Consider the following 15,834-nt stretch of genomic DNA (forward strand, 5'->3'; position numbering starts at 1 on the left):
CGGTACATCGTCGACCGCCGCAGTTGACCGCAGCGGCCCTTCGCCGGCAATGCCGGCTCCTGCATCGAACCCTGTAGGAGCCGGCATTGCCGGCGAAACGCGCACCACATACCTCAATGGGCAGCCTTCACCGCAATAAGGTAAACTGCCGCCTCATCACACCTATAACGATTCGCCTGATGCCCACGACGTTTCAAGAGATCCCCCGCGAACGCCCGGTCACGCCGCTGCTTGACCGTGCCGATACGCCAGCCGGCCTGCGTCGTCTGGCCGAAGCCGACCTGGAGAAACTGGCCGACGAACTGCGCCAGGAGCTGCTCTATAGCGTCGGCCAGACCGGCGGGCACTTCGGTGCCGGCCTGGGCGTCATCGAACTGACGATCGCCCTGCACTACGTCTTCGACACCCCGGACGACCGGCTGGTGTGGGACGTGGGCCACCAGGCGTATCCGCACAAGATCCTCACGGGTCGGCGCGAACGCATGCACAGCCTGCGTCAGAAGGACGGCCTGGCCGCCTTCCCGCGCCGCGTCGAGAGCGAGTACGACACCTTTGGCGTCGGGCACTCCAGCACCTCGATCAGCGCCGCGCTGGGCATGGCCATCGCCGCCCGCCTGCAGAACCAGGCACGCAAGTCGATTGCAGTGATCGGTGACGGCGCGCTCACCGCCGGCATGGCCTTCGAGGCGTTGAATCACGCCCAGGAAGTCAACGCCGACATGCTGGTGATCCTCAACGACAACGACATGTCGATTTCGCGCAATGTCGGCGGCCTGTCCAACTACCTGGCCAAGATCCTCTCCAGCCGCACCTATGCAAGCATGCGCGAGGGCAGCAAGAAGGTGCTGTCGCGCCTGCCCGGCGCCTGGGAGATCGCCCGCCGCACCGAGGAGTATGCCAAGGGCATGCTGGTGCCCGGCACCCTGTTCGAAGAGCTGGGCTGGAACTACATCGGCCCCATCGACGGCCACGACCTGCCTACCCTGATCGCCACCCTGCGCAACATGCGCGACCTCAAGGGGCCGCAGTTCCTGCACGTGGTGACCAAGAAGGGCAAGGGTTTCGCCCCGGCCGAGGTCGACCCGATCGGCTACCACGCGATCACCAAGCTCGAACCGCTGGACGCCCCGGCCACCGCGCCGAAAAAGGCCGCCGGGCCGAAGTACTCGGCGGTGTTCGGCCAGTGGCTGTGCGACATGGCCGCTGCCGACCAGCGCCTGGTGGGCATCACCCCCGCCATGAAGGAAGGCTCGGACCTGGTGGCGTTCAGCGAACGCTACCCCGAGCGCTACTTCGACGTGGCGATTGCCGAGCAGCACGCGGTGACGCTGGCGGCGGGCATGGCCTGCGAGGGCGCCAAGCCGGTGGTGGCGATCTATTCGACCTTCCTGCAGCGCGCCTACGACCAGTTGATCCATGACGTGGCGGTGCAGAACCTCGACGTGCTGTTCGCCATCGACCGCGCCGGCCTGGTGGGCGAAGACGGCCCGACCCACGCCGGCAGCTTCGACCTGTCGTTCCTGCGCTGCATCCCCGGCATGCTGGTGATGACCCCCAGCGACGAGAACGAACTGCGCAAGATGCTCAGCACCGGGCACCTGTACAACGGCCCTGCCGCCGTGCGCTACCCGCGTGGCAGCGGGCCGAACGCGACGATCGACGGCGACCTTGAGCCGCTGGAGATCGGCAAGGGCGTGATTCGCCGCCAGGGCAGCAAGGTCGCCCTGCTGGTGTTCGGTGTGCAACTGGCCGAAGCGCTGAAGGTGGCCGAAAACCTGGATGCCACCGTGGTCGACATGCGTTTCGTCAAGCCGCTGGATGAAGCGCTGGTGCGCGAGCTGGCCGGCAGCCATGAACTGCTGGTGACCATCGAAGAGAACGCCATCATGGGCGGCGCCGGCTCTGCGGTCAGCGAGTTCCTGAGCGCTGAAGGCGTGCTCAAGCCGATGCTGCACCTGGGCTTGCCGGATGTGTACGTCGAGCATGCCAAGCCGGCGCAGATGCTGGCCGAATGCGGGCTGGATGCTGCCGGGATCGAGACTTCGGTGCGGCAGCGGATGCAACTGCTGGGCCTTTAGCCCCTTTCGCCAGCCAGGCTGGCTCCTGCCTGCAGGAGCCAGCCTGGCTGGCGAAGGGCGCATCAGCCCAGCTGACGCGGTACCCGGTACAGGTAAAGGATCACCACGCTGGCGATGGCCAGCAGAATCTGCGGCACTCCCTCCAGGCCCACGAACACCGACAGTGCGGCCACCCACGCCGGCAGGCAGGCAAACAGCATCGACACACGGCGAACCCGCGCCAGCTCTATCCAGGCCGCCGGCTCTTCAGCGCTGTTCAGCGCCTTTTCAGTGGCAATCAATGCACGCTTGTAGGCGCTGAAACGCGGCAGGCTGAAGAACATCGAGGCCAGCCCGGCCAGAAACACCGGCATCACCAGCAGCGGGACACGCGCCACGCTGCCCCCGAATGCCCAGCCGAACACCAGCAGCGGCGCCAGGGCAATCGCGAAGAACTGCCACCAGGCGAACGCCAGCCGCCGCTTGACCTGGCCGCGGGTCACGCCCGACCGGCCTCGCCCTGGTGCTCGTTGCCCATCATGTGGCCGAGCTTGCCGGCCTTGGTGGCCAGGTAGTGCTTGTTATGCGGATTGTGCCCGGTGTGCAGCGGCACGCGCTCGGCTACCGCAATGCCCATGGCGGTGAGGGCTTTTACCTTGCGCGGGTTGTTGGTCATCAGGCGCAATGACGTGACGCCCAGGTGCTCGAGCATCGGCTGGCACATGGCGTAGTCACGCTGGTCGGCGGCAAAGCCCAGGCGCTCGTTGGCCTCGACGGTGTCGGCGCCGCCGTCCTGCAGTTCGTAGGCGCGAATCTTGTTAAGCAGGCCGATGCCACGGCCCTCCTGACGCAGATACAGCAGCACGCCACGGCCTTCGCGGGCGATGGCCTGCAGAGCGGCCTCCAGCTGCGAACCACAGTCGCAGCGCTGGCTGAACAGCGCATCGCCGGTCAGGCATTCGGAATGCAGGCGCCCCAGTACCGGCTCGCCATCGGCTACATCACCCAGGCTGAGCACAACGTGCTCGCGGCCGGTGGCTTCGTCGAGAAAACCATGCATGGTGAACGTGGCAAAGGGGGTGGGCAGCTTGGAAGCGGCAACAAAGACGACGGGCACCTTGTGCTCCTGATCAATAACGTGAAATTTGATGTGCGCCGATTGTAACAGCAGCGTAAGGCAGGTGCTTAGGCTGAATTCTTGGGCAAACAGATCGAGAAGTTAGATGCTGGCACGTGCGCCCTGCCCGGAATCGGGAACGGATACGGCTGCTGCCAGCGCTCGAAGATCTCGCGCAATTCGCCGCTGGCGATCAATTCGTCCATGCGCCGATCGAACAGCGCCCGGAGCGCACAGGCCTGCTCGGTCCTGGCAAAGGCCAGGTACAACGGCAACTCGGCGATGTGGGTGCGGCGGAACCGGGCCTTGTCACGGGCCTGGTTGTACACGTAGTCCACCTCGGTCTGGGCATCGATGTAGAAGTCCACGCGCTTGAGTTCGAGCATCGGCAGGATGCCGTCGCGCCGCTGCACCTCGCGAAACTCCTTCACATCGGGCAGGTAGCGCTGGTACTCGTAGCCACGCACCCAGGAGAGCTTGTAGCGGCCGATGGTGGCGGCGCTCGGCACCGGCAGGCTGGCCAGCCCCAGGGCGTAGATATGGTCCTGGTCGAAGGCGTTGCGCGGGCAAAGGTAGTCGTTGCTTTCCTGCTCGTAGGAGCCGACCCAGGCATCGGCCTCGGCGCGTTTGACCAGGCCCACTGCGCGGCTGTAGGGCACGCTGATGGCGAGCACCTTGACCCCCGCCGGCTCGAACACCTTGCGCAGCACGTCCCAGGCCATGCCGCGCCCTTCGACGTCGGTGTAGTCCGGCCAGATCTCGCTGGCCAGGCGCACCTCCTGCGGCAACGCGGTCGGCTCGCCAGCCCAGGCGATGCCGCCACCCAGCGCCAACACCAGCAGCAACACTCGCCATGCGCGCATCAGGCCACTCCCTTCAGGTGAAACTCCACACCAGCGCCTGCATGCCCAACCAGGCGAACACGCCGGCCAGCACGTCATCGAACATGATGCCGAAACCGCCATGCACATGCCGGTCGATCCAGCGGATCGGCCACGGCTTGAGTATGTCGAAGAAGCGGAACATCAGAAAGCCTGCCAACAACCATAGCCAACCTTCCGGTACCAGCCAGAGGGTTATCCACATGCCGACCATCTCGTCCCACACGATGCCCTCGTGGTCATGCACGCCCAGGTCGTCGGCGACCTTGCCGCACAACCATACGCCGAACAGCATGGTCAGCCCCAGCATCAGCCAGTAGCCCCAGTCGGGCAGCATCTGCCACAGCGGGATGAACGGCACGGCCACCAGCGAACCCCAGGTGCCCGGCGCCTTGGGCAGGGTGCCGGAGCCGAAGCCGAAGGCCAGAAAATGCCAGGGGTTGCGCCAGACTGAAGGCGGCACGTTTTCTGCCGGCACCTGATTGGGGTGATCGGTCACGGTGTCTCCCTAAAAATGTTGATAACCCCGCGTGCGCGGGGTGATGTCCGCCCCGGCGTGGTCACGCAGGCTGACGCCGCTGCCCGCCTCCACCCGACCGACCACGTGCACCGGCCAGCCGGCAGCCTGCAGGCCGGCCAGGTGCGCGGGGGGCAAGGTGAAGGCAATCACGTAGTCGTCGCCACCGGTGAGCGCGGCCTGTCGCGCACCTTCCAGGCCCAGCAGGCCCTGCAGCGCCGCACCCAGCGGCAGCTGTTCGAGCGACAGCACAATCGACACGCCCGAGGCCGTGGCAATGTGTCCGCAATCGGCCAGCAGGCCATCGGAGATATCCAGCGCCGCGCTGGCCTTGCCTCGCAGCGCCTGACCCAGCGCCAGTTGCGGTGGCGGCGACCAGTAGTGCGCCAGCAGCGGCTCGGCCAGCGCCACCGCCGCCTCGCGTTCGCCAAGCACCAGCGGCAAGGCCCCGGCAGCGTTGCCCAGCTCACCGCCGACACACACCAGGTCACCAGGCTGCGCACCGCTGCGCGTCAGGGCCTGGCCGGCAGGCACGCGGCCGAACACGGTCATGGTCAGGCTCAGCGGCCCATGGGTGGTGTCCCCGCCTACCAGGCTCAGGCCGCATTGTCGGGCCATCAGGTTCAGACCCTGGGAATAGGCCTTCAACCAATCGGCGTGAACCGTCGGCAGGGTCAGGGCAAGGGTAAAGGCCACGGGGGTGGCGCCCATGGCTGCCAGGTCACTGGCAGCCACCGCCAGCGAGCGCTGGCCGAGCAGGAACGGTTCGCACACAGCCGGGAAATGCACCCCGGCCACCAGCGTGTCGGTGGACACGGCCAGTTGCTCGCCGGCCGGCAGCGCCAGCAGGGCGCAATCGTCGCCGATCCCCAGGGCGACCCCGTCGCCGGCCTGCGCACAGGGCGCGGCGGCGAAGTAGTGGCGGATCAGCTCGAATTCACCCATGGGCAGGCAGCGCCGCAATCAGCGCTTGAACGCCTTCACTTCGGCTTCGCGCAGCCGCGGTGCGAGCTTGTCGAGCACACCGTTGACGAACTTGTGCCCGTCAGTGGCGCCGTACACCTTGGCCAGCTCGATACCTTCGTTGATGACCACGCGATAAGGCACGTCGACCCGCTTGATCAGCTCCCAGGTGGACAGGCGCAGCACCGACAGCTCGACCGGATCGAGCTCTTCGAGCACGGTGTCCAGGCAAGGCGCGAGGGCCTTGTCGATTTCTTCCTTGATCGCCGGCACGCCGTGCAGGATCTCGCGGAAGTAGGCACCGTCGACATCGGTGAAATCGTTATCGACCCGGAACTGCGCTTCGATCTCGTTCAGCGAGTGCTTGGCCATGTGCCACTGGTACAGCGCCTGGGTCGCGAGCTTGCGGGCTTCGCGACGCTTGGCGCTCTTGGAGGGCTTGCCAGCATCCGCAGGTTTTGGATCGCGCGGGTTGAAACGATCGCTTTCGTCGCTAATCACTTGGCCTCCAACTGCGCCAGCAGGCTGACCATTTCCAGGGCGGACAGGGCCGCTTCGGCGCCCTTGTTGCCGGCCTTGGTGCCGGAACGCTCGATGGCCTGTTCGATCGAATCGACGGTCAGGACACCGAAGGCAACCGGCACGCCGAACTCCATGGACACCTGGGCCAGGCCCTTGGTGCATTCGCCCGCCACGTATTCGAAGTGCGGGGTGCCACCACGGATCACGGCGCCCAGGGCGATGATCGCGGCGTATTCGCTCTGCTGGGCGACCTTCTGTGCCACCAGCGGAATCTCGAACGCACCCGGTGCACGGATGATGGTGATGTCGCTTTCGCTCACGCCGTGGCGAACCAGTGCATCAACGGCACCGCTTACCAGGCTTTCGACGACGAAGCTGTTGAAGCGGCCAACCACCAAAGCATAGCGACCTTTGGGGGCAATGAAGGTACCTTCGATGGTCTTCAGGGACATTGCGGGGTTCTCATCTTAAAGAGCCAGGCCGCAACGGTGCGGCCTGTGGGAGTTTTGTTCCGGATCAACAGCGGGAAACCAGCCCCTGCTTTATTCGGAGGGCACGTATTCTACAACTTCCAGATCGAATCCGGATATCGCATTGAACTTCATTGGCGAACTCATCAGGCGCATCTTGCGTACGCCCAGGTCGCGCAGAATCTGCGAACCGGCACCCACGGTGCTGTAGGTGGTGGGTGTCTTGACCTGGCTGCTGTCGGCACTTTCGCGGATATGCGCCAGCAGCACGTCGCCGTCCAGCGGGTGTCCGAGCAGCAGCACCACGCCGCTGCCGGCCTCTGCCACGGCGCTCATGGCGGCGCGCAGGCTCCAGCGGCCGGGCTGCTTGACCAGCAGCAGGTCGCGCAGCGGGTCCATGTTGTGCACCCGCACCAGGGTCGGTTCCTCGGCGCAGATCTTGCCCAGGGTCAGGGCCATGTGCACGTCGCCTTCGACCGAATCGCGGTAGGTCACCAGGTTGAACTGACCCAGTTCGCTGTCCAGCGGCTGCTCGGAAATCCGCTGAATGGTACGTTCGTGGATCATGCGGTAGTGGATCAGGTCGGCGATGGTGCCGATCTTGATGTTGTGCTCGGCGGCGAACACTTCCAGCTCGGCGCGACGCGACATGGTGCCGTCGTCGTTCATCACCTCGCAGATCACCCCGCTCGGCTCGAAACCGGCCATGCGCGCCAGGTCGCAGGCCGCCTCGGTGTGGCCGGCACGGGCCAGGGTACCGCCGGGCTGGGCCATCAGCGGGAAGATGTGGCCCGGGCTGACGATGTCTTCGGCCTTGGCGTCCCGGGCGGCGGCGGCCTGCACGGTGCGCGCGCGGTCGGCGGCGGAGATGCCGGTGGTGACGCCTTCGGCAGCTTCGATCGAAACGGTGAACTTGGTGCCGAAGCCCGAGCCGTTGCGCGGGGCCATCAGCGGCAGCTTGAGCAGCTCGCAGCGCTCGCGCGACATCGGCATGCAGATCAGGCCACGGGCGTGCTTGGCCATGAAGTTGATGTGTTCGGCCTTGCAGCACTCGGCGGCCATGATCAGGTCGCCTTCGTTCTCGCGGTCTTCGTCATCCATCAGGATGACCATTTTGCCCTGGCGAATGTCTTCGACCAGTTCTTCGATGCTGTTGAGCGCCACGCGGCACCCCCTTCTAAATCAGGATTTCAGGTAGCCGTTGGCGGCCAGGAAACTTTCGGTGATGCCACCCTTGCCCGGCTCGGCGGCCTTGTCGCCCAGCAGCAGACGCTCCAGGTAACGGGCCAGCAGGTCGACCTCAAGGTTAACCCGACGCCCGGTGCGGTAGTCGGCCATGATGGTTTCAGCGAGGGTGTGCGGCACGATGGTCAGCTCGAACTCGGCGCCATCGACCTGGTTGACCGTGAGGCTGGTGCCATCGACGGTGATCGAGCCCTTGTGGGCGATGTACTTGGCCAGCTCGGCCGGCGCGCGCAGGCGGAACTGGATGGCGCGGGCGTTATCGCTGCGCGAGATGACCTCGCCGACACCGTCGACGTGGCCGCTGACCAGGTGGCCGCCCAGGCGGCTGCTGGGGGTCAGGGCCTTTTCCAGGTTGACCCGGCTGCCTACCTTGAAGTCGGCAAAGGCGGTGCAGTCGAGGGTTTCGCGGCTGACGTCAGCCCAGAAACCGTCGCCAGGCAGTTCGACGGCGGTCAGGCACACGCCGTTGACGGCGATGCTGTCGCCCAGTTTCACGTCGCCCAGGTCGAGCTTGCCGGTTTCGACATACACGCGCACGTCGCCGCCTTTGGGGGTGAGTGAACGGATGCTGCCGATGGATTCGATGATGCCGGTGAACATGAGTCCTCCTTCAGAACGGGTCGCGCAAGGCGCAGGCCGCGAATTATACGCCGGGCGCAGGCACAGGAATGGCAGTGACTCGCCAGTCATCGCCTACGGCGCGCATGTCGGTGATGTTGAGGGCCTGCGCTTCGCTCATTCTGGCCAGGGGCCAATCGAGCAATGGGCGGGCACTGGAGCCGAGAAACTTGGCAGCGATGAAGAGCTGGTATTCGTCCACCAGGCCCTGTTGCGCGAAGGCACCGGCCAGGCCCGGGCCGGCCTCCACCAGCACCTCGCTGGCACCACGCCGGGCCAGTTCGCGCAGCAGCGCGGGCAGATCGACGTGCCCGTCGGTGCCGGGCAGGCTCAGCAGGTCATGGCCGGCCTCGGCGTACTGCGCAACTGGCGCGGCGGCCGTCACCACCAGCACCGGGCCGGCCTGGAAGAACGGCGCCGTCAGCGGCAGGCGCAGGCGCCCGTCGATGAGCACGCGCAACGGTGGGCGGGCCATCGCCAGGGCGGTGCTGCCGGCGTCCAGCCCAAGCTCGTCGGCGCGCACGGTCATGCGCGCGTTGTCGGCCAGCACGCTCTGGGCGCTGGTCAGCACCACGCTGGAGCGCGCGCGCAGACGCTGCACCGCCGAGCGTGCGGCCGGGCCGGTGATCCACTGGCTCTCGCCACTGGCCATGGCGGTGCGCCCGTCCAGGCTCATCGCCAGCTTGACCCGCACAAAGGGCAGGCCGTGTTCCATGCGTTTCAGAAAGCCCGGGTTGAGTGCGCGGGCCTCGGCCTCCAGCACACCGCTGGCAACCTCGACACCGACGTCGGCCAGGCGCTTGAGCCCCTGCCCCGCCACTTGCGGGTTGGGGTCCTGCATGGCCGCCACCACCCGCGCCACACCGGCCTTGACCAGCGCCTCGGCACATGGCGGCGTGCGCCCGTGGTGGCTGCACGGCTCCAGGGTCACATAGGCACAGGCGCCACGGGCCAGCTCGCCGGCCTGCCGCAGCGCGTGCACCTCGGCATGCGGTTCGCCGGCGCGTACGTGCCAGCCTTCGCCGACCACCTGACCGTCACGCACGATCACGCAACCGACCCGCGGGTTGGGGTGGGTGGAATAGAGACCCTTGCGCGCCAGTTCCAGCGCACGGGCCATGTAGTGGGCGTCGAGCACGTCGCGTTCGCTGGGCAGGCTCATTGCTTGGAAGGCTCGCGCGCCAGGCGGTCGATTTCTTCACGAAATTCGTCCAGGTCCTGGAAGCGGCGGTACACCGAGGCGAAGCGGATGTAGGCCACTTCGTCGAGCTTTTGCAGCTCGGCCATCACCAGTTCGCCGACGACCAGCGACTTGACCTCGCGCTCGCCGGTGGCGCGCAGCTTGTGCTTGATGTGGGCCAGCGCCGCTTCGAGGCGCTCGACGCTCACCGGGCGCTTTTCCAGCGCCCGCTGCATGCCGGCGCGCAGTTTTTCTTCGTCGAAGGGCTGGCGGCTGCCGTCGGTCTTGATCAGGCGCGGCAGCACCAGTTCGGCGGTTTCGAAGGTGGTGAAGCGCTCACCGCAGGCCACGCATTCGCGGCGACGGCGCACTTGTTCGCCCTCGGCAACCAGTCGCGAGTCGATGACCTTGGTGTCGTTGGCACCGCAGAAGGGACAGTGCATGGTGGCAGGCAACAAAAAAAGGGAGGGTCATGGTAGCGCATCCCACTGGCAAGACAAGCCAAAGCAGTTACCATCCAGTGAGGAAATATCCCCCCGAAGGAATTGATCATGCCCTTTAGAGCGCTCGTTGTGCTCAGTTTTGCCGCCCTGCTGGCCGCCTGCAGCAGCGATGAACCCAAGCCGGTGCTGGCCCCCAAGGCCCCGGTAGCGGCCAAGCAACCTGTGGCCCTGGGCCCGCTGCCGGCCTACCAGCGTGAAATCAGCGGCACCCTGCTCGGCATCCCGTCGGGCGCCGAGGTCGAGCTGGCGCTGCTGGTGGTCGACCCGCGCGGCCGCCCGCAACGCCTGCTGGCCAGCAGCAACCTGGACGCCAACGGCCAGGACCTGCCGTTCCAGCTGCGTTTCAACCCCGAGGCGTTCCCTGCCGGTGCGCGGGTGGAGCTGCGCGGGCGTGCCAGCCAGTCCGGGCAGTTGATCCTGCACCTGCAACCTGTGGCGGTCAGCAGCCCGCAAACCCAGGCCACCGGCCCGCTGCGCCTCGAAAAAGCGCCGTGACCGCGCCGATCCACCTGCAACAGGCGTTGAGCGGGCTGCTGGGGGACGCACGGCTGGTGGTCAGCGAGCTGCCGGCCTGCGACCTCAAGCTGTGGCTGATCGATGCGCACAACATGGACCGCGCGTTCAGCCCCGAAGAAACCCGGCGCATCCTGCACGAGCCGCCCTACTGGGCCTTCTGCTGGGCCAGCGGTCTGGCCATGGCGCGCTACCTGGCCGCCCGCCCCGAGTGGGTGGCCGGCAAACGCGTGCTGGACTTCGGCGCAGGCTCGGGCATTGCCGGCATCGCCGCCGCCCGCGCCGGGGCGCTTGAAGTGGTGGCCTGCGACCTCGACCCGCTGGCGCTGCAGGCAAGCCGCGCGAATGCCGCGCTCAACCAGGTGCAGTTGGGCTACTCCAGCGATTTCTTCGCCGAAGCCGACCGCTTCGACCTGGTGCTGGTGGCCGATGTGCTCTACGACCGCGCCAACCTGCCGCTGCTCGATGCGTTTCTCAGCCGCGGGCACCAGGCGCTGGTGGCCGACTCGCGGGTGCGCGACTTCCGTCACCCCCTGTACCGCCAGCTCGACACCCTGCACGCCCTGACCCTGCCAGACCTGGCCGAACCCCACGAATTCCGCCAGGTGAGCCTGTACCACGCCAGCCGCAGCGCTTTATAGTGTTGCCATTCAAGGATTTGCGAGAGTCGCGATGAGCCAGGAAACCCCGTACATCTTCAATGCCACCAGCGCCGACTTCGACCAGTCGGTGATCCAGAACTCCCACGTCAAACCCGTGCTCGTCGACTTCTGGGCCGACTGGTGCGCGCCGTGCAAGGTGCTGATGCCGCTGCTGGAGAAAATCACCGCCGAATACCGGGGTGAGCTGCTGCTGGCCAAGGTCAACTGCGATGTGGAACAGGACATTGTCGCGCGCTTCGGTATCCGCAGCCTGCCGACGGTGGTGCTGTTCAAGGATGGCCAGCCGGTCGACGGCTTTGCCGAGGCACGCCCGGAGTCGGAAATCCGCGCAATGCTCGAACCGCATGTGCAACTGCCGCCACCGGCGGCGGCCGACCCGCTGGTAGTGGCCCAGGGGCTGTTTGCCGAGGGACGCTTCAGCGAGGCCGAGGCGCTGCTCCAGGCCCTGCTGACCGAAGACAACAGCAATGCCGCGGCACTGATCCTGTATGCCCGTTGCCTGGCCGAGCGTGGCGAGCTGGGCGAAGCGCAGACCGTGCTCGATGCGGTCAAGAGCGATGAGCACAAGGCTGCACTGGCCGGTGCCAAGGCGCAGCTGACGTTCCTCAAGCAGGCCGCCAGCCTGCCGGACGTGGCCGACCTGAAGTCACGCCTGGCACAGAACGCCGAGGATGACGAGGCGGCGTATCAGCTGGCAGTGCAGCAGCTGTCGCGCCTGCAGTACGAGGCGGCGCTGGACGGGCTGCTGAAACTGTTCAAGCGCAACCGCGGGTATGAAGGCGGCCTGCCGCACAAGACCCTGCTGCAGGTGTTCGACCTGCTGGGCAACGAGCACCCGCTGGTGCTGGATTACCGCCGCAAGCTGTTTGCTGCGTTGTACTGAGGTCAACCGCCCGCTCCCACAAGGTTACCTACCCGCGCTGTGGGAGCGGGCTTGACCCGCGATGGGATCAACGCGGTGTTCAGCCGACCCAGTGATAGACCGGCGCATCCGCCCCGCTTTCCACCCTCACCTCGCTGCTATGGCGCAAACGCACCAGCAGGCGCTTGCCGGCCGCCGTATTGCCCGCCAACCCCTCCAGCGCCTCCAGCAACTGGGGCCCGTTCAACTGACCGGCCTTGCGCAACACCTCGCGCGCCGCCTGCCACACTGCATCGTCCGGGCGAACCGGCGCCGTCGGTACAGCAGCGGCAACCGCCGGCACCCCGGCCGCCTGCAACTGCCCGCCCAACTGCGCCCACTCATGGGGCTCCAGCTCCACGCTCAAATCCACCGGCCATTCGCCGATGTGTCCACGAATACGCACGTTCGCACCCTCCACTCGATCAGGCGCCCATGCTCCCACGAAGTTTCATCCAGCGACACTGGTACGCAGCCGACAAGTTGTTATAACATTTCGAAACTCTTTCAGCGCCTTCCGGAGTTCCACCCATGCGTCGTCTGCTGCTTGCCTTGCCGTTCGCCCTGCTGCCCCTGAGTCTGGTTTACGCCCATGACGACCATGACCATGAGCATGGCAGCCTGGGCGCCCATGAACATGGCGTGGCGCACCTGAACGTCGCACTCGACGGCAATGCCCTGGAGCTGGAACTCGACAGCCCGGCGATGAACCTGGTGGGCTTCGAACATGCCGCCACTTCTGCCACCGACAAGGCCAAGGTCGCGGCCGTGCGCGCCCAGCTCGAAACACCCCTGGCGCTGTTCGGCCTGAACAAGGCAGCCGGTTGCAGCGAAACCGACCAGGACCTGCAAAGCCCGCTGTTCGGCGACAAGCCGGTGCATGACGAGGATGGCGACGCCCACGATCACGAACACAGCGACATCAACGCCCATTACAAACTCGAATGCACCACCCCGGCCCAGCTCACCCGACTGGACCTGGCGCCACTGTTCAAGGCCTTCCCCGCCACCCAGAAGATCCAGCTGCAGCTGGTGGGCCCCAATGGCCAGAAGGGCGTGGACCTGACCCCGACCCGCAGCGCGATCGACTTCTGACATGGGCCAGGCACTGATCGAACTGTCCCGGCTGGGTTTCGCCTGGCCCGGCCAGCCTGAGCTGCTGGACATCCCGGCGTTGCGCCTGCAGGCCGGCGAGTCGCTGTTCCTCAAGGGCCCCAGCGGCAGTGGCAAGACCACCCTGCTGGGCCTGCTGGGCGGGGTGCAGAAGGCCGACCGCGGCAGCATCCGCCTGCTCGGCCAGGAGCTGGGCGCGCTCAGCCAGGGCCAGCGCGACCGTTTTCGCGTCGATCATACCGGCTACATCTTCCAGCAGTTCAACCTGCTGCCGTTTCTGTCGGTGCGCGAAAACGTCGAGCTGCCGTGCCGTTTCTCGCGCAGCCGGGCGCAACGCGCCGGCCAGCGCTACGGCAGTGTGGACAAGGCCGCCGCCAGCCTGCTCGCCCATCTGGGCCTGAAGGACCCGGCACTGCTGGCACGGCGCGCCGACAGCCTGTCGATCGGTCAGCAGCAACGGGTGGCCGCCGCCCGCGCGCTGATCGGCCAACCCGAGCTGGTGATTGCCGACGAGCCGACTTCGGCGCTCGATGCCGACACCCGTGAAGCCTTCATCCGCCTGCTGTTCGCCGAATGCCGCGCAGCCGGCTCCAGCCTGTTGTTCGTCAGCCACGACCAGAGCCTGGCACCGCTGTTCGATCGCCAGCTGTCGCTTGCCGAACTCAACCGCGCCGCGCGCCCTGCCAGCGACCTGGAGGCCTGATGTACCTGCTCCGCCTTGCCCTGGCGAGTCTCGCCAACCGCCGCTTCACTGCCCTGCTCACCGCCTTCGCCATCGCCCTGTCGGTGTGCCTGCTGCTGGCGGTGGAGCGGGTACGCACCGAGGCCCGCGCCAGTTTTGCCAGCACCATCAGTGGCACCGACCTGATTGTCGGTGCGCGCTCGGGCTCGGTGAACCTGCTGCTGTACTCGGTGTTTCGCATCGGCAATGCCACCAACAACATCCGCTGGGACAGCTTCGAGCACTACGCCAGCAACCCGCGGGTGAAGTGGGCCATCCCGATCTCGCTGGGCGACTCGCACCGCGGTTACCGGGTGATGGGCACCACCGAAGCCTACTTCGAGCATTACCAGTACGGGCGCAAGCAGCACCTGCAGCTGGCCAGCGGGCGTGCCTTCGCCAGCGACCCGTTCGAGGTGGTGCTGGGCGCCGAGGTGGCCGACGCGCTGCATTACAAACTCGGCGACAAGCTGGTGCTGGCCCATGGCGTGGCCGCCATCAGCCTGGTCAAGCATGACGACAAGCCGTTCACCGTGGTGGGCGTGCTGCAACGCACCGGCACCCCGGTGGACCGCACCCTGCACATCAGCCTTGGCGGCATGGAGGCGATCCACGTCGACTGGCACAACGGCGTGCCCGCCCGCGGCGCCGGCCGCGTCAGCGCCGAACAGGCCCGTGGCATGGACCTCACACCCAAGGCCATCACCGCGTTCATGCTGGGCCTGAACAACAAGATCAGCACCTTCACCCTGCAACGCGAGATCAACGAGTTTCGCGGCGAGCCGCTGTTGGCGATTCTGCCCGGCGTGGCCCTGCAGGAGCTGTGGAGCCTGATGGGCACCGCCGAACAGGCGCTGTTCGTGGTGTCGCTGTTCGTGGTGCTGACCGGCCTGATCGGCATGCTCACGGCGATCCTCACCAGCCTCAACGAGCGCCGCCGCGAAATGGCCATCCTGCGCTCGGTGGGTGCACGCCCCTGGCATATTGCAGGGCTGCTGGTGATGGAGGCGTTCACCCTGGCGCTGGCGGGGATTGCCGCCGGGCTTGGCCTGCTCTACCTTGGCATCGCCCTGGCCCAGGGCACGGTGCAGGCCAACTACGGCCTGTACCTGCCGCTGGCGCTGCCCAGCGCCCACGAGTGGAGCCTGCTGGGGATCATCCTCGGCGCCGCCGTGCTGATGGGCAGCATTCCGGCCTGGCGGGCCTACCGCCAGTCGCTGGCCGACGGTTTGTCCATTCACCTGTGAGAACGCCCGTGATACGTCGTGCCCTGCTGTTGTTGCTGTTGATTGCCCCGCCCCTGTGGGCGGGTGAGCCGCGCACGCTGGAATGGCCGCAATTGATCCCCGAGGGCGCACCGGTGATCGTGCCGCAGATGACCCCACTGCACGACCTTTCGCAGTTGAGCAACGCGCTGGCCGGCGAAAGCGGCCCGGCGGCGCAGCAGCAGGCGCCCGACGCGCCGGTGGTGAAGGCACTGGATGGCCAGCAGGTGAAGCTGCCGGGCTACATCGTGCCACTGGAAGTCAGCGAGGAAGGCCGTACTACCGAGTTCCTGCTGGTGCCGTACTACGGCGCGTGCATTCACGTGCCGCCCCCACCGTCGAACCAGATCGTGCACGTGTTCAGCGAAATCGGCATCAAGGTCGAGGAGCTGTACCAGCCCTACTGGATCGAGGGGCCGATGCAGGTCAAGGCTTCCAGCAGCGAGCTGGCCGAGGCCGGCTACCAGATGGAAGCCGAGAAGATCTACGCCTATGAACTACAATAGAAGCCCCGCGCCAGGGCGTTTGCGGTTTCATTGAGCTGCGTCAAGAATCACCGCCTGTCAGCTCCTTACCATTGGACACA

The 15,834-nt window shown here is 66.5% G+C and carries 20 protein-coding genes; 8 read left to right on the forward strand and 12 right to left on the reverse strand.

Translation table 11 applies throughout. The features are described 5' to 3' along the window. Nucleotides 1-179: 179 nt before the first annotated feature. Entirely contained in the window at nucleotides 180-2,078 is a 1,899-nt protein-coding gene (gene dxs / locus QMX96_RS17165) for a 1-deoxy-D-xylulose-5-phosphate synthase (RefSeq protein WP_229590311.1), read from the forward strand. A gap of 62 nt (nucleotides 2,079-2,140) precedes the next feature. Here the strand turns inward: dxs and QMX96_RS17170 are convergent, their stop codons facing one another. The 11 genes from QMX96_RS17170 to nrdR all read right to left on the reverse strand — a co-directional run bounded on the left by QMX96_RS17170 (nucleotide 2,141) and on the right by nrdR (nucleotide 10,013). Further along, a complete protein-coding gene (locus QMX96_RS17170) occupies nucleotides 2,141-2,560 on the reverse strand; it encodes a hypothetical protein (RefSeq protein ID WP_043861887.1) in 420 nt (139 codons plus the stop codon). Further along, nucleotides 2,557-3,174: a GTP cyclohydrolase II gene (gene ribA, locus QMX96_RS17175; protein WP_043861888.1), complete on the reverse strand. Its 618-nt coding sequence runs from the start codon at nucleotides 3,172-3,174 to the stop codon at nucleotides 2,557-2,559. Before ribA ends, QMX96_RS17170 begins: the two co-directional genes overlap by 4 nt. A gap of 68 nt (nucleotides 3,175-3,242) precedes the next feature. Continuing rightward, entirely contained in the window at nucleotides 3,243-4,037 is a 795-nt protein-coding gene (locus QMX96_RS17180) for a transporter substrate-binding domain-containing protein (RefSeq protein WP_282362079.1), read from the reverse strand. A 13-nt stretch (nucleotides 4,038-4,050) separates the two neighbouring features. Then, nucleotides 4,051-4,554 (reverse strand): phosphatidylglycerophosphatase A, encoded by a 504-nt coding sequence (locus QMX96_RS17185; protein WP_043861890.1) that lies wholly within the window; start codon nucleotides 4,552-4,554, stop codon nucleotides 4,051-4,053. 9 nt (nucleotides 4,555-4,563) lie between these two features. Further along, a complete protein-coding gene (gene thiL, locus QMX96_RS17190; protein WP_282362080.1) occupies nucleotides 4,564-5,517 on the reverse strand; it encodes a thiamine-phosphate kinase in 954 nt (317 codons plus the stop codon). A gap of 18 nt (nucleotides 5,518-5,535) precedes the next feature. Further along, a complete protein-coding gene (gene nusB, locus QMX96_RS17195; RefSeq protein WP_043861892.1) occupies nucleotides 5,536-6,036 on the reverse strand; it encodes a transcription antitermination factor NusB in 501 nt (166 codons plus the stop codon). Beyond that, nucleotides 6,033-6,509, reverse strand: a complete 477-nt coding sequence (ribE, locus tag QMX96_RS17200) for a 6,7-dimethyl-8-ribityllumazine synthase (protein ID WP_043861893.1) — start codon at nucleotides 6,507-6,509, stop codon at nucleotides 6,033-6,035. Before ribE ends, nusB begins: the two co-directional genes overlap by 4 nt. A 90-nt stretch (nucleotides 6,510-6,599) precedes the next feature. After that, the gene (gene ribBA, locus QMX96_RS17205) at nucleotides 6,600-7,691 is read right to left on the reverse strand and encodes a bifunctional 3,4-dihydroxy-2-butanone-4-phosphate synthase/GTP cyclohydrolase II (protein ID WP_043861894.1); all 1,092 of its coding nucleotides are present in this window, start codon (nucleotides 7,689-7,691) and stop codon (nucleotides 6,600-6,602) included. 18 nt (nucleotides 7,692-7,709) lie between these two features. Further along, nucleotides 7,710-8,372, reverse strand: a complete 663-nt coding sequence (locus QMX96_RS17210) for a riboflavin synthase (protein WP_043861895.1) — start codon at nucleotides 8,370-8,372, stop codon at nucleotides 7,710-7,712. Between the two features lie 43 nt (nucleotides 8,373-8,415). Beyond that, nucleotides 8,416-9,552: a bifunctional diaminohydroxyphosphoribosylaminopyrimidine deaminase/5-amino-6-(5-phosphoribosylamino)uracil reductase RibD gene (gene ribD / locus QMX96_RS17215; RefSeq protein WP_282362081.1), complete on the reverse strand. Its 1,137-nt coding sequence runs from the start codon at nucleotides 9,550-9,552 to the stop codon at nucleotides 8,416-8,418. Further along, complete coding sequence (gene nrdR, locus QMX96_RS17220) at nucleotides 9,549-10,013, reverse strand: transcriptional regulator NrdR (RefSeq protein ID WP_043861897.1); 465 nt, start codon at nucleotides 10,011-10,013, stop codon at nucleotides 9,549-9,551. Before nrdR ends, ribD begins: the two co-directional genes overlap by 4 nt. A gap of 108 nt (nucleotides 10,014-10,121) precedes the next feature. Here nrdR and QMX96_RS17225 point away from each other — a divergent pair, with 108 nt between their 5' ends. From QMX96_RS17225 to trxA, 3 genes are read left to right on the forward strand one after another with little or no spacing between them, the layout of a single operon-like run. Beyond that, the gene (locus tag QMX96_RS17225) at nucleotides 10,122-10,568 is read left to right on the forward strand and encodes a YbaY family lipoprotein (protein WP_043861898.1); all 447 of its coding nucleotides are present in this window, start codon (nucleotides 10,122-10,124) and stop codon (nucleotides 10,566-10,568) included. Next, the gene (locus QMX96_RS17230) at nucleotides 10,565-11,227 is read left to right on the forward strand and encodes a 50S ribosomal protein L11 methyltransferase (RefSeq protein WP_054916423.1); all 663 of its coding nucleotides are present in this window, start codon (nucleotides 10,565-10,567) and stop codon (nucleotides 11,225-11,227) included. Before QMX96_RS17225 ends, QMX96_RS17230 begins: the two co-directional genes overlap by 4 nt. A gap of 31 nt (nucleotides 11,228-11,258) precedes the next feature. Then, nucleotides 11,259-12,131: a thioredoxin gene (gene trxA, locus QMX96_RS17235; protein WP_282362082.1), complete on the forward strand. Its 873-nt coding sequence runs from the start codon at nucleotides 11,259-11,261 to the stop codon at nucleotides 12,129-12,131. 79 nt (nucleotides 12,132-12,210) lie between these two features. Here trxA and QMX96_RS17240 read toward each other — a convergent pair whose 3' ends face one another. Beyond that, the gene (locus tag QMX96_RS17240) at nucleotides 12,211-12,555 is read right to left on the reverse strand and encodes a hypothetical protein (protein WP_054916440.1); all 345 of its coding nucleotides are present in this window, start codon (nucleotides 12,553-12,555) and stop codon (nucleotides 12,211-12,213) included. A gap of 125 nt (nucleotides 12,556-12,680) precedes the next feature. Here QMX96_RS17240 and QMX96_RS17245 point away from each other — a divergent pair, with 125 nt between their 5' ends. The 4 genes from QMX96_RS17245 to QMX96_RS17260 are packed head-to-tail and all read left to right on the forward strand — an operon-like array spanning nucleotide 12,681 to nucleotide 15,754. Beyond that, nucleotides 12,681-13,244 carry a DUF2796 domain-containing protein gene (locus QMX96_RS17245; protein WP_282362083.1) on the forward strand — a complete coding sequence of 188 codons (564 nt, stop codon included), beginning with the start codon at nucleotides 12,681-12,683 and terminating at the stop codon, nucleotides 13,242-13,244. A gap of 1 nt (nucleotide 13,245) precedes the next feature. After that, nucleotides 13,246-13,965, forward strand: coding sequence for an ABC transporter ATP-binding protein (locus tag QMX96_RS17250; protein ID WP_043861902.1), 720 nt, complete (start codon nucleotides 13,246-13,248; stop codon nucleotides 13,963-13,965). Beyond that, the gene (locus tag QMX96_RS17255; RefSeq protein ID WP_043861903.1) at nucleotides 13,965-15,230 is read left to right on the forward strand and encodes an ABC transporter permease; all 1,266 of its coding nucleotides are present in this window, start codon (nucleotides 13,965-13,967) and stop codon (nucleotides 15,228-15,230) included. The genes QMX96_RS17250 and QMX96_RS17255 overlap by 1 nt, the downstream gene beginning before the upstream one ends. Before the next feature lie 11 nt (nucleotides 15,231-15,241). Continuing rightward, on the forward strand, nucleotides 15,242-15,754 hold the full coding sequence (locus tag QMX96_RS17260; RefSeq protein ID WP_043861948.1) for a DUF3299 domain-containing protein: 513 nt from the start codon (nucleotides 15,242-15,244) through the stop codon (nucleotides 15,752-15,754). Nucleotides 15,755-15,834 lie beyond the last annotated feature (80 nt).

The sequence above is a fragment of the Pseudomonas sp. PS01300 genome, assembly GCF_029960155.1.
Lineage (GTDB): Bacteria > Pseudomonadota > Gammaproteobacteria > Pseudomonadales > Pseudomonadaceae > Aquipseudomonas > Aquipseudomonas palmensis.

Bases quoted from the DNA above. Each gene is read 5' to 3' on its own strand.
- nrdR (WP_043861897.1), bottom strand. From the start codon at position 10,013: ATGCACTGTCCCTTCTGCGGTGCCAACGACACCAAGGTCATCGACTCG.
- dxs (WP_229590311.1), top strand. From the start codon at position 180: ATGCCCACGACGTTTCAAGAGATCCCCCGCGAACGCCCGGTCACGCCG.
- QMX96_RS17180 (WP_282362079.1), bottom strand. From the start codon at position 4,037: ATGCGCGCATGGCGAGTGTTGCTGCTGGTGTTGGCGCTGGGTGGCGGC.
- QMX96_RS17210 (WP_043861895.1), bottom strand. From the start codon at position 8,372: ATGTTCACCGGCATCATCGAATCCATCGGCAGCATCCGTTCACTCACC.
- QMX96_RS17255 (WP_043861903.1), top strand. From the start codon at position 13,965: ATGTACCTGCTCCGCCTTGCCCTGGCGAGTCTCGCCAACCGCCGCTTC.
- ribE (WP_043861893.1), bottom strand. From the start codon at position 6,509: ATGTCCCTGAAGACCATCGAAGGTACCTTCATTGCCCCCAAAGGTCGC.
- thiL (WP_282362080.1), bottom strand. From the start codon at position 5,517: ATGGGTGAATTCGAGCTGATCCGCCACTACTTCGCCGCCGCGCCCTGT.
- trxA (WP_282362082.1), top strand. From the start codon at position 11,259: ATGAGCCAGGAAACCCCGTACATCTTCAATGCCACCAGCGCCGACTTC.
- QMX96_RS17245 (WP_282362083.1), top strand. From the start codon at position 12,681: ATGCGTCGTCTGCTGCTTGCCTTGCCGTTCGCCCTGCTGCCCCTGAGT.
- ribD (WP_282362081.1), bottom strand. From the start codon at position 9,552: ATGAGCCTGCCCAGCGAACGCGACGTGCTCGACGCCCACTACATGGCC.
- QMX96_RS17250 (WP_043861902.1), top strand. From the start codon at position 13,246: ATGGGCCAGGCACTGATCGAACTGTCCCGGCTGGGTTTCGCCTGGCCC.
- QMX96_RS17225 (WP_043861898.1), top strand. From the start codon at position 10,122: ATGCCCTTTAGAGCGCTCGTTGTGCTCAGTTTTGCCGCCCTGCTGGCC.